At 64.1% G+C, this 20,796-nt stretch carries 24 protein-coding genes and 1 pseudogene; 13 read left to right on the top strand and 12 right to left on the bottom strand.

The window, feature by feature from the left end; genetic code table 11:
• From AB4Z46_RS33945 to AB4Z46_RS33935, 3 genes are all read right to left on the bottom strand, one after another.
• The coding region (locus AB4Z46_RS33945) for a hypothetical protein (RefSeq protein WP_442287951.1) at nucleotides 1-688 on the bottom strand (688 nt) is incomplete at its 3' end.
• A 603-nt stretch (nucleotides 689-1,291) separates the two neighbouring features.
• Entirely contained in the window at nucleotides 1,292-1,630 is a 339-nt protein-coding gene (locus tag AB4Z46_RS33940) for a PRC-barrel domain-containing protein (protein ID WP_442287952.1), read from the bottom strand.
• A 491-nt stretch (nucleotides 1,631-2,121) separates the two neighbouring features.
• On the bottom strand, nucleotides 2,122-3,192 hold the full coding sequence (locus AB4Z46_RS33935) for a flavodoxin family protein (protein ID WP_442287950.1): 1,071 nt from the start codon (nucleotides 3,190-3,192) through the stop codon (nucleotides 2,122-2,124).
• Nucleotides 3,193-3,613: 421 nt separating this feature from the next.
• Here AB4Z46_RS33935 and AB4Z46_RS33930 point away from each other — a divergent pair, with 421 nt between their 5' ends.
• Nucleotides 3,614-4,909, top strand: a complete 1,296-nt coding sequence (locus AB4Z46_RS33930) for an Nramp family divalent metal transporter (protein ID WP_442287949.1) — start codon at nucleotides 3,614-3,616, stop codon at nucleotides 4,907-4,909.
• A 123-nt stretch (nucleotides 4,910-5,032) separates the two neighbouring features.
• Here AB4Z46_RS33930 and AB4Z46_RS33925 read toward each other — a convergent pair whose 3' ends face one another.
• A complete protein-coding gene (locus AB4Z46_RS33925; RefSeq protein WP_442287948.1) occupies nucleotides 5,033-5,923 on the bottom strand; it encodes an FkbM family methyltransferase in 891 nt (296 codons plus the stop codon).
• A gap of 535 nt (nucleotides 5,924-6,458) precedes the next feature.
• Here AB4Z46_RS33925 and AB4Z46_RS33920 point away from each other — a divergent pair.
• The 11 genes from AB4Z46_RS33920 to AB4Z46_RS33870 all read left to right on the top strand — a co-directional run bounded on the left by AB4Z46_RS33920 (nucleotide 6,459) and on the right by AB4Z46_RS33870 (nucleotide 16,384).
• Nucleotides 6,459-7,475 (top strand): acyl-CoA dehydrogenase, encoded by a 1,017-nt coding sequence (locus tag AB4Z46_RS33920; RefSeq protein ID WP_442287947.1) that lies wholly within the window; start codon nucleotides 6,459-6,461, stop codon nucleotides 7,473-7,475.
• Complete coding sequence (locus AB4Z46_RS33915) at nucleotides 7,463-8,221, top strand: PIG-L deacetylase family protein (protein WP_442287946.1); 759 nt, start codon at nucleotides 7,463-7,465, stop codon at nucleotides 8,219-8,221. Before AB4Z46_RS33920 ends, AB4Z46_RS33915 begins: the two co-directional genes overlap by 13 nt.
• Nucleotides 8,218-8,823 carry a class I SAM-dependent DNA methyltransferase gene (locus tag AB4Z46_RS33910; protein WP_442287945.1) on the top strand — a complete coding sequence of 202 codons (606 nt, stop codon included), beginning with the start codon at nucleotides 8,218-8,220 and terminating at the stop codon, nucleotides 8,821-8,823. Before AB4Z46_RS33915 ends, AB4Z46_RS33910 begins: the two co-directional genes overlap by 4 nt.
• Entirely contained in the window at nucleotides 8,820-9,512 is a 693-nt protein-coding gene (locus AB4Z46_RS33905) for a glycosyltransferase (protein ID WP_442287944.1), read from the top strand. Before AB4Z46_RS33910 ends, AB4Z46_RS33905 begins: the two co-directional genes overlap by 4 nt.
• 244 nt (nucleotides 9,513-9,756) lie before the next feature.
• Entirely contained in the window at nucleotides 9,757-10,359 is a 603-nt protein-coding gene (locus AB4Z46_RS33900; protein WP_442287943.1) for a Dps family protein, read from the top strand.
• Between the two features lie 331 nt (nucleotides 10,360-10,690).
• A complete protein-coding gene (locus tag AB4Z46_RS33895; protein ID WP_442287942.1) occupies nucleotides 10,691-10,999 on the top strand; it encodes a hypothetical protein in 309 nt (102 codons plus the stop codon).
• 93 nt (nucleotides 11,000-11,092) lie between these two features.
• Nucleotides 11,093-11,350 carry a hypothetical protein gene (locus AB4Z46_RS33890; protein ID WP_442287941.1) on the top strand — a complete coding sequence of 86 codons (258 nt, stop codon included), beginning with the start codon at nucleotides 11,093-11,095 and terminating at the stop codon, nucleotides 11,348-11,350.
• Nucleotides 11,351-11,517: 167 nt separating this feature from the next.
• On the top strand, nucleotides 11,518-12,027 hold the full coding sequence (locus tag AB4Z46_RS33885; protein ID WP_442287940.1) for a DUF421 domain-containing protein: 510 nt from the start codon (nucleotides 11,518-11,520) through the stop codon (nucleotides 12,025-12,027).
• A gap of 42 nt (nucleotides 12,028-12,069) precedes the next feature.
• Nucleotides 12,070-12,615 carry a hypothetical protein gene (locus tag AB4Z46_RS33880; RefSeq protein ID WP_442287939.1) on the top strand — a complete coding sequence of 182 codons (546 nt, stop codon included), beginning with the start codon at nucleotides 12,070-12,072 and terminating at the stop codon, nucleotides 12,613-12,615.
• A gap of 535 nt (nucleotides 12,616-13,150) precedes the next feature.
• Nucleotides 13,151-14,215, top strand: a complete 1,065-nt coding sequence (locus AB4Z46_RS33875; protein WP_442287938.1) for a glycosyltransferase family 4 protein — start codon at nucleotides 13,151-13,153, stop codon at nucleotides 14,213-14,215.
• 18 nt (nucleotides 14,216-14,233) lie between these two features.
• Nucleotides 14,234-16,384, top strand: a complete 2,151-nt coding sequence (locus AB4Z46_RS33870; RefSeq protein WP_442287937.1) for an amylo-alpha-1,6-glucosidase — start codon at nucleotides 14,234-14,236, stop codon at nucleotides 16,382-16,384.
• A gap of 233 nt (nucleotides 16,385-16,617) precedes the next feature.
• Here AB4Z46_RS33870 and AB4Z46_RS33865 read toward each other — a convergent pair whose 3' ends face one another.
• From AB4Z46_RS33865 to AB4Z46_RS33855, 3 genes and pseudogenes are all read right to left on the bottom strand, one after another.
• A complete protein-coding gene (locus tag AB4Z46_RS33865) occupies nucleotides 16,618-17,037 on the bottom strand; it encodes a hypothetical protein (RefSeq protein ID WP_442287936.1) in 420 nt (139 codons plus the stop codon).
• Between the two features lie 329 nt (nucleotides 17,038-17,366).
• On the bottom strand, nucleotides 17,367-17,516 hold the full coding sequence (locus tag AB4Z46_RS33860) for a hypothetical protein (RefSeq protein WP_442287935.1): 150 nt from the start codon (nucleotides 17,514-17,516) through the stop codon (nucleotides 17,367-17,369).
• Between the two features lie 69 nt (nucleotides 17,517-17,585).
• Nucleotides 17,586-17,678 (bottom strand): annotated as a pseudogene (locus tag AB4Z46_RS33855) (BPSL1445 family SYLF domain-containing lipoprotein); the annotation flags it as partial.
• An 8-nt stretch (nucleotides 17,679-17,686) separates the two neighbouring features.
• On the opposite strand from AB4Z46_RS33855, the gene AB4Z46_RS33850 reads away from it, so the two are divergent.
• Nucleotides 17,687-17,854, top strand: coding sequence for a hypothetical protein (locus AB4Z46_RS33850; RefSeq protein ID WP_442287934.1), 168 nt, complete (start codon nucleotides 17,687-17,689; stop codon nucleotides 17,852-17,854).
• On the opposite strand, the gene AB4Z46_RS33845 is transcribed toward AB4Z46_RS33850, so the two are convergent.
• From AB4Z46_RS33845 to AB4Z46_RS33825, 5 genes are all read right to left on the bottom strand, one after another.
• Nucleotides 17,845-18,387: a hypothetical protein gene (locus AB4Z46_RS33845; protein WP_442287933.1), complete on the bottom strand. Its 543-nt coding sequence runs from the start codon at nucleotides 18,385-18,387 to the stop codon at nucleotides 17,845-17,847. The genes AB4Z46_RS33850 and AB4Z46_RS33845 overlap by 10 nt on opposite strands.
• A 116-nt stretch (nucleotides 18,388-18,503) precedes the next feature.
• Nucleotides 18,504-18,959 carry a DUF3293 domain-containing protein gene (locus AB4Z46_RS33840; RefSeq protein ID WP_442287932.1) on the bottom strand — a complete coding sequence of 152 codons (456 nt, stop codon included), beginning with the start codon at nucleotides 18,957-18,959 and terminating at the stop codon, nucleotides 18,504-18,506.
• Nucleotides 18,960-19,468: 509 nt separating this feature from the next.
• On the bottom strand, nucleotides 19,469-19,708 hold the full coding sequence (locus AB4Z46_RS33835) for a hypothetical protein (protein ID WP_442287931.1): 240 nt from the start codon (nucleotides 19,706-19,708) through the stop codon (nucleotides 19,469-19,471).
• Between the two features lie 115 nt (nucleotides 19,709-19,823).
• Nucleotides 19,824-20,072: a hypothetical protein gene (locus AB4Z46_RS33830; RefSeq protein WP_442287930.1), complete on the bottom strand. Its 249-nt coding sequence runs from the start codon at nucleotides 20,070-20,072 to the stop codon at nucleotides 19,824-19,826.
• A gap of 98 nt (nucleotides 20,073-20,170) precedes the next feature.
• Nucleotides 20,171-20,796, bottom strand: a 626-nt coding sequence (locus AB4Z46_RS33825) for an OB-fold nucleic acid binding domain-containing protein (RefSeq protein WP_442287929.1), incomplete at its 5' end; no start/stop codon positions are given.

The raw sequence follows: 20,796 nt of genomic DNA, 5'->3' as shown, positions 1-20,796 counted from the left end.
AGGAGATGGCGCCCGCGTCGACTACGGCGACTCTCAAGGGGATCCCCTTGGACGAAGGTGCCGCGCGTGGCACGACCGACGCGGCCCGAATCGACATGGTCGAGGCCGAAGACTCGTATCGCGTCCTCGATTCCGTGCGAAACGCATACCAGGAAGCAAACGCCACAAAGAGCACCAACGATGGCCCCAGCGTCAGCCGGAGAACGCTGCGCAGCGCGTTCGCCTCTGGAAAGCTGGCCTTGTCGGACGCATCTGGCGCTGGCGGGTCTTCGATCTTTTCGTCGATCCTGGACGGCATCGACGCGCCGCAAGCGCGGCAGTGGAGTAAACGTCCGCGGTTTACCGTGTGGCAGGAGGGACAAGTGGGGCCCACCACGTCCGTTCGACGGAGAAGCATGCGGACGTAGTCGCTTACCTGCAGGTAAGCAACAGGTTCCTCGGGCCTTTCGGGCCAGCCAGATACAGCATGGATTTGGCTATTCATCTTGAAGCCTTTGTGCTCCCGAGCGCCCGGAGTCGGCGGAAAGAATCCGAACACCTTGCCGGCCCGGAAAATTGCGACAAGGGGGGACTTGATCAACTCGGGGCGCCGGCGCTTGTAAGACAGCGTCTGAATATTTGTGCGGAGAAAGTTCCACCTAGCGATGCGGGCCTGCGCGTTCACCACCTTCGCGATCGGAAGCATCATTCTCGGGAGAGTGGAGGCCTCCGCACAGCAAGCAGGCCGACGGTATTTGTAACCAAGCGCAGGATGGGCCGCTACCTCCCGATGGGAGGATGGTCGTCAAACACTAAACGCCGCCGCTGTCGGCAAACCGGTTTTCGGTCACTGCGTGCCGCGGGCTTGCCTGAAAGGGCGAAGGAAAGAAGGGAACGGAAGCAGCCAGGAATTCATGGATGGAGGATTTAAGTGGGACCTGAGGCCAAGGGTGATCGGGGCCAACTACCTCATTCGTCGCCGAGATGGTGTTCACGAATGGATGTCCGCTGCCCTGAACCGGGACGCCTCTTACGTTATTTTGCATTTTGAAGAATCACGCCACCAAGCCACCGCGCCAACACCTATGCAGGCAGGAAGACGTTCATGATGAATCCTTAGGCAACCTAATCGGTCCCGAGATTCTTTTTGAGGAGAGACCGGCGTTGCCGCGAAGGGTCGCCGGCCTCGGAGGCTAGGTCATGCTCGGTCCGATCGCGGGAAAGCTGTTCTTCCGCTGAGGGCCTCGAGGAGGATTGGCCATCGGTGCCAGACGGGCTCGTTCAGCGCCGCAACGCACCGGGACACTCGCAATCAGAGCCCGTAGTACTTGTCCACGCTGCTCCTGTATGCGTCATCGTAGTCCGGAACGGCGCCAGAACCGTAGCGCGGCGCTCCCTCCAGTTGGGCTTTGTCCAAGGGCACGACGTAGCCATCTTGCACGGTGTCGTACTTGAGCATGTTCCAGGGGATCGGATAACGGTCTGTGCCCATCCCCAGAAAACCACCGAACTCCAAAACTGCGTACCGCACCTGACCGGACACCTTGTCGATCATCAGGTCGTCTATCGAACCAAGCTTGTCCCCGCCCGCGTTGTAGACGGCCGTGCCTTCAACACGTTCAGAGGAAATCACACTGTTGCCGGATGTCATTGCCATGAGAAAACTCCTGTGCCGGCATCGCTGGTAACGCCGGCCTGTATTCAAAGCCCAGCGGCTACAGGTGTCTCGCCGGCGCGCATCACTCAGGATCGGAAGTGTCACACAGTTCTTGTAGGTGGTTTCGCATGAGCAGCATTCCGACACGTTGCGAGTGTTCGGCGTGAGATGACATGAGACCGTTTCGGGCCGCGTACGGCTGTCCCCTTTTTACCTTCGACAGGTCCATCTTGCACGCTCAGGGAATGTGCGACTCCGGCATCGCGCTAGGCGGATCTTCCAGCGCATCAGGTCCAGCACCAGCGCCCGGCCCGAGGGGACGAGCACCGCCGGATGCTGCTTGGTAGCGATCACGATCTTGGTGAGGATTGCCGGTTTTCGCCCCCTTTCAGACGTGAGCCGAGTTGCGGAAGCTGCGGCGCCGCGCGCAGATGCATTCGCGGGATCGCGATCTATGCCGGTTCCCTTGTAGGCAGGCGACCTGCCTACTTGGGCCGTGGCGACGTCAGACTCGAATCTGGTCGGTCTCCGAGTCCCGCGCGCAGTTCCGCAACTGCTCGTACCAGTGCGCGCGCAACATTGCGCGTCTCCTCTTGCAAGTCCGAGTCTGCGTCGAGCGCTTCATGGCTCGTCGCATAGGGTTCGTAGTAGCCAATGTAGCGGTCCAACCTCGCCTTGGACCCCGCGTCGACCAACCCCATCCAATCGAGCCAGTCGCAGAGAATGCGCCGGAGGCCTTCGACACCTGCCACGTCGCCATGGACCACCACACCGTAAGCTCGGCCTTTCAGGTGTTGGGGGTAGTTCCAGCCCTGGAGTTCGAGCGCCTTGGCTTCCTCGGGTTTCTTGCCATGCGTCGAGGTGGGGTCGGGATTGCCGCCGTCCGCGCAGACCAGGCGGTCGATCATCAGCTTGAGCGCACTGGTGGCCTGGTACCAGTGCGTCGGCGTGAACAGGATGACGCCGTGCGCCGCGACCCAGCGTTCGTAGATCTCGTTCATCCAATCGCCGGTCTGGCGCAGCGAGTGGTTGGGGTAGCAACTGCAGGGCCAGTGGCACAACGGCATCGCGGTCGAAACGCAGGCCTTGCAGGGATGGATGTGCCGACCGTACTCGGACGTCAGTAGACTGAGGTCCAGCACATCGACGTGGAGGCCCTGCGATTCGATCACTTTACGAGCGATTTCCAGCAGTCGATAGGTCTTCGACATCTCGCCCGGGCAGGTGCCGTCGTTGCGGGGAGACCCATTGATGAGCAGCACCCGCGACGGCGTCGCGCTGCTGCCCCAGATGGTCTGGGCTCTTTCGATTCGATCCTTGGCTTCGAGCCAGTCGACCGAAAGCTCGTAGTCGGGGTCGGCATAGCCCGGGCCTGCCTTGCGCGTGATCGGCGCCTTTCGACCCCGTTGGTAGGCGTCCCAAGCGATAAGCTCGATGCGCGCGAGTGCCTGCGATTCGGCTCTGAACGCCGGGTCGTGGTACGAATCCATGAAGCGTTCGTGAAAATCGGCGCGCTCCAGGGTGGCCGGCGCCTGGCCTTTGCGTACTTCGGTCATCGCCGCAATCTAGAGGTTTGCGAGCCGCAGGTCGCTCACCCGACCGGCCGTGATGTTGTAGGAAAGTGCCGCCAGCGCGGTCGCAAGGGATCCCGCCACATTCGTATGGAGCTTCGAGGGTGGAGTCGACCTAGGCATCGATGGAAGCACGCGAAGTGCTGCTCGCGTAGTCGCCCTTCATTGTGGTCGTGCAACCGACGAACGCGAGGCCTGCAATCGCAGCCGCGGCGGCACTATGGGGACACCCGCACCGGCCACCCCCGCTGCTCCCGTAGGCAAGGCCGCGCCCCACCTATGTCGTCCGACACCACGTCCCGGGCGCAGAGTCGATCCAGTCCCACAGCGCTCCGGGGCCCGAACCTATCGGTGGGACCGGCGGCCGCTGCGAGGCTGCCCCACCCCGTTCACTGCGGAGCCCCAGATGAGCACTCATTCGAAGCCTGCAAGCCCGGCGACCACGGCCGCGAAGGAGCGATGGTGGTCGAAGCTCGGCCCGGGCTTGATCACCGGAGCGGCCGATGACGATCCGAGTGGCATCGCCACCTATTCACAGGCCGGTGCGCAGTTCGGCTATGGGGTCGGGTGGACCCTGCTGCTGACCTACCCCCTGATGATGGGCATCCAGTTGGCCAGCGCGCGCATCGGCCGCGTCACCGGCAAGAACCTGACCGAGACCTTCGAGCGCTTCTACCCGCAGTGGATGGTGGCGGCGCTGGTGCTTCTGCTGCTGGTCGCCAACGTCATCAACCTAGGCGCCGACCTGAGCGCTATGGGCGACTCGGCCGCGCTGGTGCTGTCCGGCCGGCCGGCCTGGTATGCGGTCGGCTTCGGCATCGTGTCGCTGCTGCTACAAGTGCTGCTGCCCTACGAGCGCTATGTGCGCGTACTCAAGTGGCTCACGCTCTCCCTGTTCGCCTACGTGGGCGTGGTGTTCGCGGTCGACGTCGACTGGATCGCGGCGCTGAAGGGAACCTTCGCGCCGAGCTTCCACTGGAGTCGCGAGTACGTCACCACGGTGGTGGCCATTCTCGGAACGACCATCAGTCCCTACCTGTTCTTCTGGCAGGCGTCGCAGGAGGTGCAGGAGATCAAGCGCGTGGCCGGGGACCAGCCGCTGCGCATTGCACCGGACCAGGCTCGGCGGCAGTTCCGGCGTTTGCGCATCGACACCGCAGTGGGCATGGGGCTCTCGAACCTGATCGCATTCTTCATCATCACCGCAACCGCGGCGACCCTGCATGCCCACGGCCAGACTCGAATCGAGACCACCGCCCAGGCGGCTGCGGCACTGCGGCCGATCGCCGGCGACGCCGCTTTCTGGCTCTTCGCGCTGGGCATCCTTGGCACGGGCATGCTGGCGCTGCCGGTGCTCGCGGGCTCGGCCGCCGAGGCGGTGGCCAGCTACTTCCACCTGCGCAAGGGCCTGGACCTGACGCTGGTGCACGGCCGCAGCTTCTACGCGATCCTCGCGGCCGCGATGCTGCTGGGCATTGGCATCAGCCTGTCCGGGCTGAACCCGATCTCTGCGCTGTACTGGGCGGCGGTAGTCAATGCAGTCATCTCGGTGCCGGTGATGGTCGCCGTGATGGTCGCGGCCTCGAACCCCAAGGTGATGGGACCGATGGTGCTGGGGCGCAAATGGAAGCTCCTGGGCTGGCTTGCGACCGCGGCGATGACGGGGGCCTCGGTGGCGCTGGGGGTGGTCTCCATAGCGTGATGCTCGCCGGGGCCGTGTCCAGGTCGAGCATGAGGCGCGAGAGTTCCAACCTTTGGGTAGGGAGTACATACCGGATCTGCGATCGGCTCGGCGGTCGGCCGAATCATGCCGCTTCGATCACCTTCATACGAGCAGCAGATCGGTCTGACCGCCGCCCGATCTCAGCTGGGCAGCCAAGACGTCGAGCACGTCGACCGAGAACGGAAGAAACACGTCGTCCGGCTCGTTCAGATCGCGGAATGAAGTGTAGCCCGCCACCTGGAGTGCCTGCCTGAGTCGTTCCAAGCCGCCGCTGCGCGACAGCCCATCGGGCCAGAACTTCATGACAAGAGGAGGCTTGCGATGCAGTGTCCGGGTCCCGCCTGCCAGCACATGGCCCTCGAAACCCTGTGTGTCCATCCACAGCAGCGCCGAACCTAGATCCACACCTTCTGCAATGCGGTCAAGGCTCTGCGACGGCACCTCAATCGTCTCTTGTCCGGGGTCAGTGACGTCGCTGCCGTATCGAACCCGGTGATTGCCAAAATTGATCTTGGAGAGTTCGAACGAGAGGGTCTCGTCGTTCTTCTCCCCCAGCGCAATGTTGTGCGTTGTGATGTGGGCCGAGACTCGATTGACCTCCACGTTGGTCCTCAGCAGCGAATAGTTCAGGGGCTCCGGCTCTATCGCGATGGCCCTTTCGAACAGCCCGCGTTTCACCGCAGGAATGCAGATCGTTCCGATGTTGGCGCCGATATCGATCAGTGAAGTCAGGTGGCGTTCGCTCAGCAACGAGGCAACGCGATGCAGCTTGAAGAAGTTGTAGGGCTCGCGATGCTTGAATAGCCATTGACCTATGACGGGGTCGCCCGCCGCGACCACAAAGATTTCGGATGAGCAATCGGCCAGCAGCAAGGCTTCGCGTGGTGCCGTGTCCCAGAGCAGGCGCGCCACTAGTGGACTGTGGAAAAAACGATGCCTACCGAATCTCCGAACAGACTTCAGAACGCTCCGATAGATCTGATTTTTCAACATGACGTTTCCTCTGCCCCGCCTAATTGCCGATGTGCAGCATGCAATATGGCACCAATCGCTGAACGCGCCAAACTAGGCAGACCACTGCGAACGTTCTGTTCTGAAACCTCTTCCGGGGGCGCGGCGGCCGGATGGTGCGCCCTGAATCCACCGACGTCCCGTCCTTCCCACAGACCCCGGGGGACACTTGGTGGGCGGCGCGAAGTCGCGACGTAGGCGTCATTGACGGCGCTTTTGCGAAAGAGTGAGGCCTTCGGGCGCTGCGGCATCAAGCATCCGGAAAAAAAGCGCGCCCTGCCGCGCCGATCGCTAGAGTCCCTGTACTCGGACAGTCACGAAACTCCGATGGATGCTGTGCGGTCAGGTCTGGGGCAGGCCGGTCGCTTGCCTTTTTCATCGCTATAGGAGAAACCGCGTCCCGCTACGCTTCCTACACGGGCGTGCGCGATACGCTGACGAAGGGTGGGACGAGCGCCCGGGTACTGTGGGTCGTCACTTTGACCTTGCTCCCCACCATCTCAATCTGCGGCAACTCATGTTCACCCAGGTGATCAATCACTCCTTCTGCAGACTCGCGCAACGGCATGGGGCTGGACTGTCGCTGCGGCATTTGGTCGAAGCCGGCATTGAGCATGGTCTTCCGATGCCGGGTTCAGGCCGAACCCTGGCGCGCTGGCGCACATTCGCCGATGTTGCAGCGCACGATCTCTCGCTCGCCAAGCTGTTCGAGGGACACGCCGACGCGCTCGCCATCCTCACGGAACTCGGAGCGCAGGTCGCACCCTCCGGCTCGCGATGGGGCACCTGGTGCGCGGAGCCGCCGGACGCCCGGGTCAGGATGGACACCGATGGTAGCGACAGGCGGCCGTCCCGCGCTCACCTGAGCGGTACCAAGGCCTGGTGCTCTGGTGCGACCAGCGTGACTCACGCGGTTGTGAGCTGCTGGAATGCTGCAGGCGAGCCCTGCCTGGCTGCCGTGGCCATGGATCAGGGGGGGATCAAGGTCACCGGGGACGGGTGGCAGGCAGTAGGGATGGCAGCGAGCGGCAGCGTGGATGTTTGTTTCGACTTGGCCGAGGCCATCCCGATCGGCGGACCCGGCGACTATGTCCGACGGCCGGGCTTCTGGCACGGTGGCGCGGGCATCGCGGCCTGTTGGTTCGGTGGCGCGCTCGGCATTGCACGGATGGCGTGCGACCTCAGCGGCAAGGCGCCCGACGCCCATCGTCTTGCGCACCTCGGCGCCATCGATGCGGTGATGACGGCGACGCGAGCGGTTCTGCGCGAGACCGCCGCCTGGATCGACGCGCACCCCCGGGACGATGCGCAACGTGTCGCCCTCCGCGCACGGCTCGTCGCCGAACAGGCTGCCAACGAAGTCATGCTTCGTGCCGGTCGCGCATTGGGCGCGGGGCCGTTGTGCCGTAACCCTCGTTTCGCGCGGGCGATGGCCGACCTGCCGGTTTTCCTGCGGCAAAGCCATGCCGAGCGCGACCTGGCGACGCTCGGTGGCCAGCTGATCCATGCGGATGCCTTGCCATGGACGTTGTAACCGAGCGTGTCATAGAGGGGCAGGGCACTTCCGAAGCGGTGTGGAGCGATTGGCCTGGCCTGTCGCACCTTCCCGCCATCACACGCGAGGAACTGGTCCCGCAGTATGCCCGTGCCGTGGTGGTGGCGCCCCATCCTGACGATGAGGTGCTGTCAGTCGGCGGCCTGCTGGCGCAACTCGCGCGCACCGGCACGTCGATGCAGTTGATCGCGGTCACCGACGGCACAGCCAGCCATCGCGGATCCGCTGACTGGCCGGCCGAGCGCTTGGCGCGTGAACGTCCGCGCGAGAGCCTGCTTGCCCTGAGTTGCCTCGGTATTGGAATCGAGCCCTTGAGGCTGGGCCTGCCGGACGGTGAACTACAGGGCCTGGGTGCACTCTTGGCAGACCGGCTGTTGACGCTGCTGCATCGCTCCGACGTGGTTTTTACCACCTGGCGGCAGGACGGGCACCCCGACCATGACGCCACTGGCCATGCGTGCGCCTTCGCGGCGGCTCGGACCGGTGCGCGGCTGATCGAGGTGCCGGTGTGGGCCTGGCATTGGGCAGCGCCGGCCGACGCACGTGTGCCGTGGAAGCGCGCTCGCTTGCTTTCGCTGGACAATGAGGCGACATACCGCAAGCGCTGCGCGGTCCAGGCGTTCGCCAGCCAATTGCGGTCCGACGCTTCCACTGGTGCCGGCCCCATCCTTCGTGCCACGACGGTCGAACGAGCCTCGCGGGCCTTCGAAGTGTTGTTCACATGAGTGGAGACCAACGCAGCTATTTCGATGCGCTGTACGGTGCGAGCGAGGATCCCTATGCGCTGCGCACCCGCTGGTATGAGGAGCGCAAGCGCGCCTTGCTTCTCGCCACTCTTCCGCAGCGACGGTACCGTCGCGCCTACGAGCCCGGCTGCGGCACCGGCGAACTCACGCTCGCGCTGTCGAAGCGCTGCGAGGAGATACTGGCCAGCGACGGGTCGGAGCGCGCCATCCGAATCGCGCGCGAACGATGTCATGGTCTGCACAACGTGCGGGTCGCGCAACAGGAGCTGCCATACGCCTGGCCGCACGATGCGGGCCACTTCGACCTCATCGTTCTCAGCGAGCTGGGCTATTTCCTCGACGAACCGTCCATGCGCCGCGTTGCGAACTGCTGCGACCTCTCGCTCGACGCGGACGGCACATTGATCGCGTGCGATTGGCGCCCGAAATTCCGAGAGCGTGCCCTCTCCACCGCGGAGGTGCACGCGGCGCTGGATGCGATCGGCATCCCGTGCACCATCCGGCACGAAGAGGAGGATTTTCTGCTCCAGGTGTGGTCGCGCGACGGTCGATCGGTGGCGGAGCGGGAGGGCATTCGATGATCGGCATCGTCATTCCCGCGCACAACGAGGGCGAGCACATAGGTCCCACGCTGGCAGCCATCATGCGGACGACCATCCATCCGGAACTGGCGGGTGAAGCAATCGTCGTTGTGGTGGTGCTCGACAGCTGCAGCGATGCGACGGGTGCCATCGCCGATCAGTACGGGGTCTTGACGCTGTCGCTCGCGGCGCGCAACGTCGGGATCGCGCGCGCGGCGGGAGCGGATTTTCTCTTGGCCGCCGGCGCACGCTGGCTGGCCTTTACGGACGCCGACACATTGGTTTCGTCCGACTGGTTGGTGAAACAACTGGAGCAAGATGCTGATGTCGTGTGCGGCTCCATCGGCGTTGCCGATTGGGGCCCGCACGGCCCCCACGGGGAACTCATCCGCGACCATTTCGCGCGCACCTACACCGATGCCGATGGACATCGCCATGTGCATGGCGCCAACCTGGGCGTCTCCGCGGTCGCCTACCGGAACGTGGGTGGCTTCCAGGCGCTGGCTTGCAGCGAAGATGTCGCGCTGGTCGCGGCCTTGCTGAGATCGGGCGCCCGCATCGCCTGGAGCGCCGCGCCGCGTGTTACGACCAGCGCTCGCACCGACGCTCGGGCGCGCGGAGGCTTCGGCGACACGCTGCTCGCCGTCGTGGCCGCGGCTTCCGTGGTCAACCCTCCGATGACAAGCTGAAGACGGCTTCTGGCCGCCCAATGGACCGGCTCCGCGTCTGGGCGGCTATGTTGGGGCCTCAGGTCAACGACCCGAGAAGTGCCCTATCGGCTGTGCATGGCTCCAACCCTTGGGTGTACCGCGCGCGAGGCTCGCTACTGTGGCTGTCTTGAGGCCAAACTGCCCGCGCAACTGACGCCCCCGGCCTACACACGCGGCAGTGCCCGAGTGCTAGAAATTCGTCTCTTCAACCCGGAGTCCGCACATGGCCACGAACACATCAGCCGCACCTCGGTCAATGACTGAGAAGGAGCAGGCCGTCCAGCCGAACCTGGACCAGCCAACTCATGAAACCCAGAAGTATGGGGAGATCGTCAAACTTCCCAATGGCCTTTCCGAAGCAGTGTGCAAAACAAGCGTCGCGCTTCTCAATCAATGCCTCGCCGACACCATTACCTTGCGTGACATGTACAAGAAGCACCATTGGCAGGTGGTCGGACCTACATTCAATCAATTGCACTTGATGTATGACCAGCACTACGAGGGTCAAGTGCTACTAGTCGACATCCTTGCCGAACGCATTCAACTCCTCGGGGGAATTGCCCTTGCGATGGCTGCGGACATCGCAGAGACGACCAAGATCGCGCGCCCACCACGAGGTCGTGAGCCAGCGCCCGTACAGTTGAAACGGCTCGCGGAAGCTCACGAACTGATCATCGTCGCCGCGCGGGAGGCGGCCGAGAAAGTTGACAAATCTGGAGACGCTGGCAGCAATGACGTTCTCGTAAGCAATGTGCTTCGCACCAACGAACTGCAGGTATGGTTCCTGACTGAACACTTGGTCGCGGCTTCCCCCGTTGCCGCTTGAACAAGTCAGGATCATTCAGGACGTTCATTCGTTGACTTCATGCTTGCATGCGGCAGTGCCGAATGAGTTGACTCGCAGTGCCCATAGGGTCAGGCGCATTGTCTTTGTAGGATCGGTCTTTCGATAGCCTAAGCATCGACGGTACTGACCGAAGGCCTGAATGCGGGGAGATCCGGCCGGCGGGTACCGCAATGAGATCCTTCCCGCATACCTTCAACGATGCGCACTGAGACTTTGACCAGCGCCCCAGCCCTGCCGGCCCACCTCAAGGCGAATCAAATGAAAGCTCAATCACGGTCCGGCAGTGCGGTACATGAAGGGAGACTAGACCATGATCTGCGAAGCGATCCACTGCATCGACACGGCGAGCGTCCGGTTCGCCATCTATCCCGACGGACTCGACGGTCCACGCATTCTCGCGGAAGTGTCCGAAGGCGCATTGCGCGACGTATTCGGCGCATGCGGACGCGGTGACAGCCTGTTGCAGGCTTGCGGGACTCACTTTGATGTGATCGAGGGCGTGGCACTGATACACCATCGAGTTGACCCTTTGAAGCCTGTCAAGCTTGAGACGCGCGATTTCGTCCTATCCGTTGCATCCGCAGAGGGGCCAATCCGCCCCACCCAAACGCACCGCTGAGACACGAACGGACCCAAAGCAACACGGCGAGCCGCAGGGTCACTGCGCCGCACCGTTTGCTCAACTCGCCGATACCTGGATGGGAGAGTCGTTATGAACCTGATGAGCATTGACCTTTACCAGAGTGCCACCAATCCGAAGAAGTTTCTTGCAGTCCCAGCAGGGGTAGACCCAACCGATCTCATGGGCCCTATGACGTTCGACAAGGACTATGCCCAAGTGGTGCGATACCACGAGGCCTTCGAATTTGATCCAGCCCAATCGTACATCGGCGTAAACGCCGCGAAGATTGCAGCAGATATCCTGACCGTGAAGTGGGCGATGTTCACTCGCTCACCAACCGCTGCGTAGCCAGAGTGGCCCATGCCAAGCACCCAGTGCGAACGGCCGTTGGGTCACCCGTATAGCCACGAGCGGAGACCCCGAAACCAACCCGGGGATGCGGCCTGCGGCTGTGAGGTCCTGAGGAGGAAGGAACAGGCCTGCCGCCGGGTGGGGCTGGCGCCTTCCGGATGACCATGGCATGGATCAAATGGCTCTTCGGCGAAGGTTCCGACCTCGAAATCTGGCAGATGACGGCGCGGGCAGTGGTCATGTTCTTCATCGCGCTGCTGTTCATCCGGGCTTCGGGGCGAAGATCATTCGGCCAGCACACACCGTTCGACGCCTGCGTTACCGTGCTGCTGGGGGCGGTGCTCAGTCGGGCGGTTGTCGGAGCCTCTCCGTTTTGGGCCACGGTTGCGGCTGGCGCGGCGCTGGTGCTGGTCCATCGGGCGCTGTCGATTGCGACTGGCCGGTGGCCGCATTTCGAAGACATCGTGAGCGGGCGCGAGGTGGTGATCATCAGCCACGGCCAGCTGAACCGACGGGCCATGCTCGATGCGCTCCTGACCGAGCGCAATCTGTGCGAGGCGGTGCGGCAGAAGCTCGGCAGTTCAGATTTCTCGCGCGTGGCGCTGGCGATTCTCGAGCGCGACGGCAAGATAACGGTCATCGAATCGGAGGCGGGAGACGACAGTCGTCGTTGAACAACCTCGGTCACAACTCGCTTCGGACCACGCGTCAATCTCATGACTTATCTCTTCGTCATACGGCACGCGGAAAAACCGACGCCGGACAACGTTGTCCAGGCGGTGGACGATTTCGGCCGACCGAACCCGCATGAACTGAGCGTGCTCGGGTGGCAGCGTGCGGGCGCCCTCGCGGCGTTGTTCGGCAGCCCAAGCCGACTGACGGCAAGCGGCCTTGAACAACCTCGCCACCTCTTCGCCGCGCGACCTACGGCTGAAAAGCCCAGTGCGCGATCGCTCCGCACGCTCCAGCCACTTGCCGACGTACTCGGGCTGGCAGGCTCGCTGGAGTTCGCAGTGGGAGAGGAGGCGGCACTGGTCCATCGGCTTCGATCGCTGGAAGGTTGCGTGCTCGTGGCTTGGGAACACAAGGCCATCGTGGCCATCGCAACGCTGTTGCTCGGCTCAAATGCGAGCTTGCCAGCGTGTTGGCCGGAGGACCGATTCGACCTCGTATGGGCCTTTCACCGGAGAGGCGAGGGCTGGCGCGTGTCGCAGATTCCGCAGCTGCTGCTGGCGGGCGACCGCGCGGACCCGATTGAGTGATTGGCGGTTCATGTTGAAGTCTGAATCCATCCGGCCGCGTTCGATCGAGGCGCTGCGCCAGGCGACGAACGCCTGTCCCGAATGCCCGCTGGGCGCCAATGCAGTCGGCCATGGGCGAAGAGGCCAATCCGTCGGCGTCGCGCGCGGCTCCGTCTGAAGCTGAGCGCCGGCGCGTCGTCATTTCTGCATCGGCAGCGAGGCACCGATCAGCGTCCTGAAGCGCCCGGTCTGCCGCCACTGCTGATTCATCTGCTTGACCTGCGCCCGCGGCCGGGACGGACGACATAGCACGCCAGCAGGCCCTTGAGGCGCTTGATCGGCTTCGGGCGCCGCTTCGGGTATTTCGGGATCCATTCGCCCGGCAATGGCTGCCGGTCAGCGATCCGGATTCAATTGCCGCTGTCGTTTCATAGACCGCGCGTCGTACGATTTCGACCGACGACCCGACGGGCCCCATGCCGTCCGCGACCTTCATCGGCGGCGTTAAAAAGGCTCCAGGATTTCCGAGTTCAGGGCATGCCGCCGGGGAAAGACGATGAAGATCGCACAAGTCGCACCGCTGTACGAAGCCGTTCCACCCCGCCTCTACGGCGGCACCGAGCGGGTGGTTGCCCACCTCACGAATGCGCTGGTCGAGCAGGGCCACGATGTGACCCTATTCGCCGCGGGCGACATGCGCACCCGCGCCACGCCGGTCTCCACGCGTCGGCAGGCCCTGCGACTGGACGACTCGCCGCTGAAGTCCGATCTGGCGAGCCATCTGTCGATGCTGCACGAGGTGCGGCGTCGCGCCGATGCCTTCGACGTCGTGCACTTCCACATCGACATGCTGCATTTCCCGCTGTTCGAGCAGATGGCCGCGAAGACCTTGACAACCCTTCACGGTCGGCTGGATATTGCCGATCTGTTGGATACCTATCGCCGATGGAGCGACTTCCCCTTGGTCTCGATTTCCAACCACCAGCGGCGGCCTATGCCCGAGGCGAACTGGCGCGCCACCGTGCACCACGGGGTCGATCCGCGCGGGCTGCCTTTCACGCCGACGCCCAGGGGGGACTACCTCGCCTTCCTGGGGCGCATCTCTCCGGAAAAGCGACCGGATCGCGCGATCGAGATCGCCAAGGCTGCCGGCGTGCCCCTGCGCCTCGCGGCCAAAGTCGATGCCGTGGACCGGGACTATTTCGAACGAGCCATCCGGCCGTTGCTTGTCCACCCCCTGGTGAGCTACATCGGCGAGATCGGCGACGCGCAGAAGGGCGATTTTCTCGGCAACGCACGCGCACTTCTGTTTCCGATCGACTGGCCCGAGCCCTTCGGACTGGTGATGATCGAAGCCATGGCTTGTGGCACCCCGGTCATCGCCTGGCGCTGCGGCGCAGTACCCGAAGTCATCGACGCCGGGGTCACCGGCTGGGTCGTCGACGACCTCGACCAGGCCGTGGCCGCGGTCGAAGCGGTCGGACGCCTGGCACGGCACGCGGTCCGCGCGGTCTTCGAGCAGCGCTTCACGGCCCAGGCCATGGCCGCGCGCTACACGCAGCTCTACTGGCAGATCGCCAGCGGTAGCCGCGAGTCGACGCGCGAAGGCATCGCGGCCTAGCCGGAAGCGGGAGCCGCCGTGAAAAAGTCAGAATCCGCCACGGAACGCGAAGACGAGTGGCCGGCGCCGCCCGTGCGTTCGGGGCAGCGGCTGTTCGTGCTCAAGGAGGGCGACACCTTCCTCGTGGCCGATGCCTTCGGTGACGTGACGGGTGAGGGCGACGGCCTTTTCCACAACGACACGCGCTGGCTTTCGACCTTTCGACTTCTGATGGACGGCCGCCAGCCGGCGCTGCTGTCGAGCGCCGTGAGCCAGGACAACGCGTTCTTCACGGCCAACATGACCAACCATCCACTGCCGCCCCTGGGCGAGAGTTCGATGCCGCAAGGTGTGATCCATCTGGAGCGCCGGCGCTTCCTGTGGCAGGACCGGGTGCACGAGCGCATCACGCTCGTCAACTACGGCGATGCGGCCGCGCGCGTCCCGCTGACCCTGCTGTTCGGCGCCGACTTCCGCGACATGTTCGAGGTCCGCGGCCAGCAGCGCCCCCAGCGCGGAGAACTCGTCGCCGGGGCGGTCGGCGAACGCCAGGTCGCGTTGCGCTACCGCGGCCTCGATACGGTCTGGCGTAGCGTCGTGCTGTCTTTCTCGGAGGTGCCCGGCCGCTTGGCCGAGGGTCACGCGACCTTCGACGTCGCCCTCGACGGCCGCGCCCGCTGGACGCTCCATGTCGAAGTCGGCGACTCGCATGCCGAGCCCTCGTCGACGCGCTACCGGGAAGGCGCGACGCATGCTCGTTGGAGCTTGCGCATTCACCGGCGCCGCGGCGCCCGGGTGCGCGCATCCGGGCGCCTGTTCCAGGCCTGGATCGACAAGTCCGAGGCCGACCTGGCCCTGCTCACCACGGAGCTCGACACCGGACCCTATCCGTATGCGGGCATCCCGTGGTTCTCGACCCCCTTCGGCCGCGACGCGGTGGTCACCGCACTGCAGACGCTGTGGCTCGACCCGGCGCTCTCGCGCGGCGTGCTCGCCTTCCTGGCAGCCCACCAGGCGAGCGAGACCTCCTCATTCCACGACGCCGAACCCGGCAAGATCATGCACGAGACCCGCAAGGGCGAGATGGCGGCGGTCAAGGAACTGCCGTTCAGCCGGTACTACGGCGGCGTCGACACCACCCCGCTTTTCGTGATGCTGGCGACCGCCTATGCCGAACGCACGGGCGACATGGAATTCATCGCGAGCATCTGGGACGCTCTGCTCGCGGCGATGGAATGGATCGAGGGCAACGCTCGGCGGCACGGCGGCTTCGTGAGCTATGCGCGGGGCGAACTGACCGGCCTGGCCAACCAGGGCTGGAAGGACAGCCACGACTCGGTGTTCCACGCCGACGGTCGATCGGCCCAGGGACCCATCGCGCTGGTGGAAGTGCAGGGCTATGCGTTCGCCGCGCTGCGCGGGATGGGCATGTTGTCACGCGCCCGGCGTCAGTTCGCGCAGGCGCGCGAATGGGAGGCCGAGGCGGCCGGGATGGCTGCCCGCGTCGAGCGCTGCTTCTGGCTGCCCGAGTTGCAGACCTACGCCCTGGCCCTGGACGGGCAACAGCAGCCGTGCCGGGTGCGGGCCTCCAACGCCGGGCACCTGCTGTTCTCGGGTTTGCCGTCACCCGAGCGAGGGCGCCTCGTCGTGCAGCAACTGCGCTCGGCGCCCTTCGATGGCGGCTGGGGCGTACGCACGTTGCCCTCGGACATGGCACGCTACAACCCGATGTCCTATCACAACGGGTCGGTGTGGCCGCACGACGTCGCGCTGTGCGCCGCGGGGATGGCCCGCTATGGCGAGCGCGACGGTGTCGTCCAGTTGCTCGGCGACATGTTCGAAGCGGCCGTGCATTTCGGGCTTCGCCTGCCGGAGCTGTTCTGCGGCTTCGACCGCGCGCCCGGCGAGGCGCCGGTAGCCTATCCGGTCGCGTGCCTGCCCCAGGCCTGGGCAGCGGGCTCGGTGTTCATGCTGTTGCAGGCCTGTCTCGGGGTGACGGTCGAGGCGGCTCGCCACCGTGTTCGCGTGACGCACCCCCGTCTGCCCAACGGGATCGAGGCCATCCACATCTCCGGACTGCGAGTGGGCGATAGCCGCTTCGACCTCAAAGTGCAGCGCTATGGCGAAGACGTAGTGGCCTTTGCCCAGAAGGACCCGACCGGTGCCGCGCGGGTCGAAATGCAGCTTTGAGCGACCCCTTGAGCCGCCGTTCCCAGGCCGCTCAGGCTGCCTGCACGGCAACGAGCCACAGCTGCGCGCCAGGCTAGCGGCGACGCCGTGCGCAAGATTGCCGAGAGGAAGTGACCGGTGCTGCATCGCCGGCGAAGTCTGCGAGCGGCACGCCGAAGCGCTGACGGAGTGACTCCCGGAATATTGTGCGGTCGGATGCAGCACCTGCAACACCTGCGGGGCCGTCTGCTCATCTACTTCATGGCCTTGATCTCGGCTTTTCCCTTAGCCTCGTCGGCCTTGGCCTGCTTCACACAAGCGTCCTTAGCATCGCCCTTCAAGTCGTCGCATTTCTCCTTGGCGACGTCGTAGGCGACCTCCACCTTGGCCTCAGCGACCTTGCGTGCGTTGCTCTCGCTCGGATGGCGCTGCTGTTCGAGTTCGGCCTTCGCAATCTTTTCCTTGCCCTTGGCTTCCTCGACGCAGACGTCCTTGGCGTTGTCTCTCATGGCGTCGCAAAGCGCCCTGGCTGCCTTGTAGTCGGCCGCGATCTTGTCGCGGGCGGCGTCGGCCGATTCGACCGCCGCTTTCGGCGGCGAGGTCATCTGCGCGCTGGTTGGACCGGAAACCAGGCACAACGCTGTAACGGCGAATATCAATATCGGCTTTTTCATGGTGATCTCCTTGGCGCCGACGGGCGTAGAGAACCCGGTGTTCCTGCTTGAGCTTCGGCGTCATCGGCAATATAGAAATCGACCAGATTCTGCGAACGTAGGAGGCCCCATGGAACGCTCGTAGGTACAGGTCGATACCCGCCGCAACCATGGCGGAATGCATGCGGTGTAGCCTTGTTGGCCGGCGTGGCGACTCCTGCCGGCCAGCGCCGGCCGCCCAGGGCGCCGGACCCCGCTGTCTCGCCGCCCCAGGCCGGCGCGTACCTCGCTCGCGCGCCAGGCCAGAGCGGCGCGACCCTCGCGCTGGTGCCGCTAGCGAGCGAGTGACGCTACGCCGCTGCCTTCGCCTTTGAGACCTTGAGATCCAGTCGATAGCCCAAGGCGTCGAATGCGTCCGCGAGGGTGTCGATCTTCGTGGCGTGGTGCAGTTCGAGAATGCGCGTCACCTCCTGCGGCTTGACGCCCGTTGCGCGCGCCAAGTCGAAGGCCGCGACCGGTAGGGATCCCGCATTGAAGTGACAGGGCGGGCAAGGCCCCACGCCAAACGATCAAAGATCGAGTTTGCTGACCTTGGTGCCGTCGAGGCTCAGGTTGGCCATCAGGCCGGCATTGCTCAGGGCATATCCCACGACGGGTTGCTGGCCGCAACATGCCGCTGCAGAGCGTGCCGGTGCAGGTGTTGCCGGGGCCGCTGGTCAATCCGGGCACGGGCGCTATCTCTCTCGCACAACTTGGCAACGATGCGCTCGGCGCGCGCAGCGAGACGATGCACGGCGTGTTCAACCTGTTGGGTACCGTCTCAGTGGCCTACGAATGAATGTGTTCTCCACCGCTTTCTTGCCAACGTTGCTGAATTTCCACAGCATCTGCGTCGGAGTGCGCTTTCACTCCAAGCAGAATGCCGCCCGCACGGAGTCCGAGTTCGTACTGCTCGACGCGCGAGTCCGGAATGCCCCAGTTCTTGAGTAGTCCCATGAGGCCGATCGCTACACCAGTCGCGGCGGAAGCTATCAGTGCTATGGCCAATGGCCCGGCCGCGATCCCGAAACCAGGGATCAGCAACACGCCCACAGCTCCAACTACCGGCGCAAGCGTGCCCACCGTCCCACCCACCGGACCGCCCCATGTCTTGTTCGCTGGGTCGTTGATGTCTCCTGCAGCGGCCTTCTCTTCCAGATCAGTCGCATCTGGATATTCTGTGATCGGGATGTGGGCGAGAAAGTGTCGTTGGCGAACTTCGTCGGACATGACGACATTGCCATCGCTCTTGTCGTAGCCCAGTTCGACAACGGACCGGAAAGCGAACTCCGCGCTGTCCTTGTCCTTGAACAAGCTGGTGACGATGGTCATCGCATCCTCCTTGTCGCGTCGGAGTAAGAAGCAACCTTGCTTTTGGAGGATAGCAAGTTCAAGCGCCGCTTCTCGGTGTCGGTCGCAGGCAGCCAGCCCTATGGCCTCGACCCGAGCTATCGAAGGAGGATCAGCTCAGGCACGGCATCGGAGCCTGCCCACACGATGGCGTTCTGTTGATAGCGATCCCCTAGGTCACGCGCCGCGTCTCGACCGATGCCGAGGACTGCAACGCTCTCTTCGCCGGGCCAACTGCTGGCGGGGTCGCCATCCCTGCTAACGCCCGGCAACAGCGCGAGGCCCAATGCGTGCACATCAACGCAGAGCGCAGTCATGGCGACGGCATTGTCCGCATCGCGTAAGACAACCCCCAACGGGTTCGAGGCGGTGAGGAATGCGCAGCTGTCCACATCCAATTCGCTGTACAGCGCGGCCAACCCAGCTGACCGCTCACCGATGCGCAATATCACGGCGGATGCACCCGCCGGCTCGATGCAGTAGCGCGCGGCGCAGTAAGAGGCGATAACCTCTTCAACGCTGGGATTTTTTTGACTGACGGATAGCAAGGACATCCAGCATCCTCCTCCTTCTTCAATAGCATCATCAGGCACATGGTGCTTTGCATTACTGAACCTTGTGGTGTACTAATAACCCCGCTATCACCAGGGATACCGGAGTTTCGCCTTCAAGGCTATGGCCTCCGTCCCGGCCGTACGTCGCCCTAGGGCTCGCGCTCTGCAAAGATCCTCTCGAGGGGAAGTGCCGCCTAAATCAAACCCGCCCCACGCAAGCCCGGCGGGTTTTTCGTTGCAGCACCAAACGAATTTGCGTGTCTGTCTGACAGCGTCCCGCTCGGAACACGTGCAACGATTTACGACGCATCCGAAAGGAGGTCGTCATGAAGTCCCACCGATACCGCGCGCGCGACGTCGATAGGGTATTTCGCAGGGTCGGCACTGCTGTGCTAATCGTGGCCGCCGGCATGCTGGCCTACGAAATGAACTCTGAGGAATCAGAGGCCTTTGGGTTTGGTACAGGGGCGACCCCTACGCAATTGGTCTTGCACTAGCCCCGCGGCAACCTAAGGCGATGGCGGACTGCCGCGCAACCTCGCCAATTCCTCTCGCCCTTTCTGAGTGATCTCGGCGACTATCGCCGGTGCTTGTACGGTAGTGCCATCCGGATCTCGGTACGGGAGGGGAACTGCTGCTTCCACGAGGCCAGCCGCTTTGAGAATCGCGACGTATCCGATCTCGTTGATGTCGGTGACGCTCAGCGGAAACTCCGCGTTCTCGATCCTGCGCAGGTAGTCCATGGGCATGGCGAGCCTCCGGTGCTTTCTGCTCATTCTGACCCGCGCCGGGCGAAGGTCAACTGGAGTTCGTTTTGCGGGCTTCTTGGGCATGCTTGCCAGGGAGTCCAGCAGGCGCGAGGCTTTAGCCCACCGGATCCGCGTCTTCGTCTTCGCCCCAAGCTCTCGGGCCGAGGCGCTCGTCCGGCGCCAGCTTGAAGAGGGCAACGCACCCCGCGTCAAAAGCATCACTCCAGCTCGCAAGGGGTTCGTCGGCGGCTTCCAGCGCCTCCCAGACGCTGGCGTCCTCGCGCGACTCCAGCAGCAGCCAATAGAAGTGCCCCGGATCTGGCTCGTCCACGGTGACTGAGATTCTGCGCAGGTGGGTTGTCATCTGTAGGACACCTCCAGTTTTCAGCGAGGATATCCTGGCCCAAAGGGGCGAACCTTGCCAGAACCTGAATGGCCGAGGGGGAAATCGCCTAGATAGCGTCACCGGAAATCCCGGCTCGATACGCGCAAGTCCCCCAGCAGCGGGGTGTGGTTCCAGAGCTGCACGGCGACCAGCGAATTCACGCCTTTCTCGCTCTGCCAGGTGCCCTGCACCGTCAGCAGCCGCGACTGCCGGAGCGCCGAGCGCTGCTCCTCTGCGAGCTTGGGCCAGACGATGATGTTTACAGTGCCGGTCTCGTCCTCCAGCGTCGCGAAGATCACGCCCTTCGAGGTGCTTGGCTGCTGCCGATGCGTGACGATGCCGCTGGCCGTCACCTGGTCACGGTCGCGCGCCTGGGTGCGCAATTCTTCTGCCGTTCGAACGCCCCGTTCGGCGAGACGATGGCGGATCAGCGCGAGCGGATGCCGCCGCAGCGTCAGACCCATCGAGGCGTAGTCGTCTGCGACTTCCGCGCCCTCTGTTGGTTCGGCAAACGTAAACGGCTCCTCAACCGTCCGCGCCTTGCGCAGCATCTCGGTTGGACGGGTGTCGACTCCGGCGGCTTCCCACACGGCATCTGGCCGGCGACCGGACAGGGTCAGCAGCGCGTCGGCGCCCGACAAGCATTTCAGGTCGTGGGCATCCAGCCCCGCGCGCTTAACCAGGTCCTCGACGCTCAAGAAGG

Origin of the sequence: Variovorax sp. M-6, from assembly GCF_052114385.1 — a bacterium.
Classification (GTDB): Bacteria; Pseudomonadota; Gammaproteobacteria; order Burkholderiales; family Burkholderiaceae_C; genus Variovorax.
Note: the sequence above shows the minus strand (reverse complement) of the source record. Positions and strands in the feature narration are given on the sequence as shown.

Coding starts and splice junctions, on each gene's coding strand:
- AB4Z46_RS33940 (WP_442287952.1), bottom strand. CDS start 1,630: ATGACATCCGGCAACAGTGTGATTTCCTCTGAACGTGTTGAAGGCACG.
- AB4Z46_RS33935 (WP_442287950.1), bottom strand. CDS start 3,192: ATGACCGAAGTACGCAAAGGCCAGGCGCCGGCCACCCTGGAGCGCGCC.
- AB4Z46_RS33930 (WP_442287949.1), top strand. CDS start 3,614: ATGAGCACTCATTCGAAGCCTGCAAGCCCGGCGACCACGGCCGCGAAG.
- AB4Z46_RS33925 (WP_442287948.1), bottom strand. CDS start 5,923: ATGTTGAAAAATCAGATCTATCGGAGCGTTCTGAAGTCTGTTCGGAGA.
- AB4Z46_RS33920 (WP_442287947.1), top strand. CDS start 6,459: ATGTTCACCCAGGTGATCAATCACTCCTTCTGCAGACTCGCGCAACGG.
- AB4Z46_RS33915 (WP_442287946.1), top strand. CDS start 7,463: ATGGACGTTGTAACCGAGCGTGTCATAGAGGGGCAGGGCACTTCCGAA.
- AB4Z46_RS33910 (WP_442287945.1), top strand. CDS start 8,218: ATGAGTGGAGACCAACGCAGCTATTTCGATGCGCTGTACGGTGCGAGC.
- AB4Z46_RS33905 (WP_442287944.1), top strand. CDS start 8,820: ATGATCGGCATCGTCATTCCCGCGCACAACGAGGGCGAGCACATAGGT.
- AB4Z46_RS33900 (WP_442287943.1), top strand. CDS start 9,757: ATGGCCACGAACACATCAGCCGCACCTCGGTCAATGACTGAGAAGGAG.
- AB4Z46_RS33895 (WP_442287942.1), top strand. CDS start 10,691: ATGATCTGCGAAGCGATCCACTGCATCGACACGGCGAGCGTCCGGTTC.
- AB4Z46_RS33890 (WP_442287941.1), top strand. CDS start 11,093: ATGAACCTGATGAGCATTGACCTTTACCAGAGTGCCACCAATCCGAAG.
- AB4Z46_RS33885 (WP_442287940.1), top strand. CDS start 11,518: ATGGCATGGATCAAATGGCTCTTCGGCGAAGGTTCCGACCTCGAAATC.
- AB4Z46_RS33880 (WP_442287939.1), top strand. CDS start 12,070: ATGACTTATCTCTTCGTCATACGGCACGCGGAAAAACCGACGCCGGAC.
- AB4Z46_RS33875 (WP_442287938.1), top strand. CDS start 13,151: ATGAAGATCGCACAAGTCGCACCGCTGTACGAAGCCGTTCCACCCCGC.
- AB4Z46_RS33865 (WP_442287936.1), bottom strand. CDS start 17,037: ATGAAAAAGCCGATATTGATATTCGCCGTTACAGCGTTGTGCCTGGTT.
- AB4Z46_RS33850 (WP_442287934.1), top strand. CDS start 17,687: ATGCCGCTGCAGAGCGTGCCGGTGCAGGTGTTGCCGGGGCCGCTGGTC.
- AB4Z46_RS33845 (WP_442287933.1), bottom strand. CDS start 18,387: ATGACCATCGTCACCAGCTTGTTCAAGGACAAGGACAGCGCGGAGTTC.
- AB4Z46_RS33840 (WP_442287932.1), bottom strand. CDS start 18,959: ATGTCCTTGCTATCCGTCAGTCAAAAAAATCCCAGCGTTGAAGAGGTT.
- AB4Z46_RS33835 (WP_442287931.1), bottom strand. CDS start 19,708: ATGCCCATGGACTACCTGCGCAGGATCGAGAACGCGGAGTTTCCGCTG.
- AB4Z46_RS33830 (WP_442287930.1), bottom strand. CDS start 20,072: ATGACAACCCACCTGCGCAGAATCTCAGTCACCGTGGACGAGCCAGAT.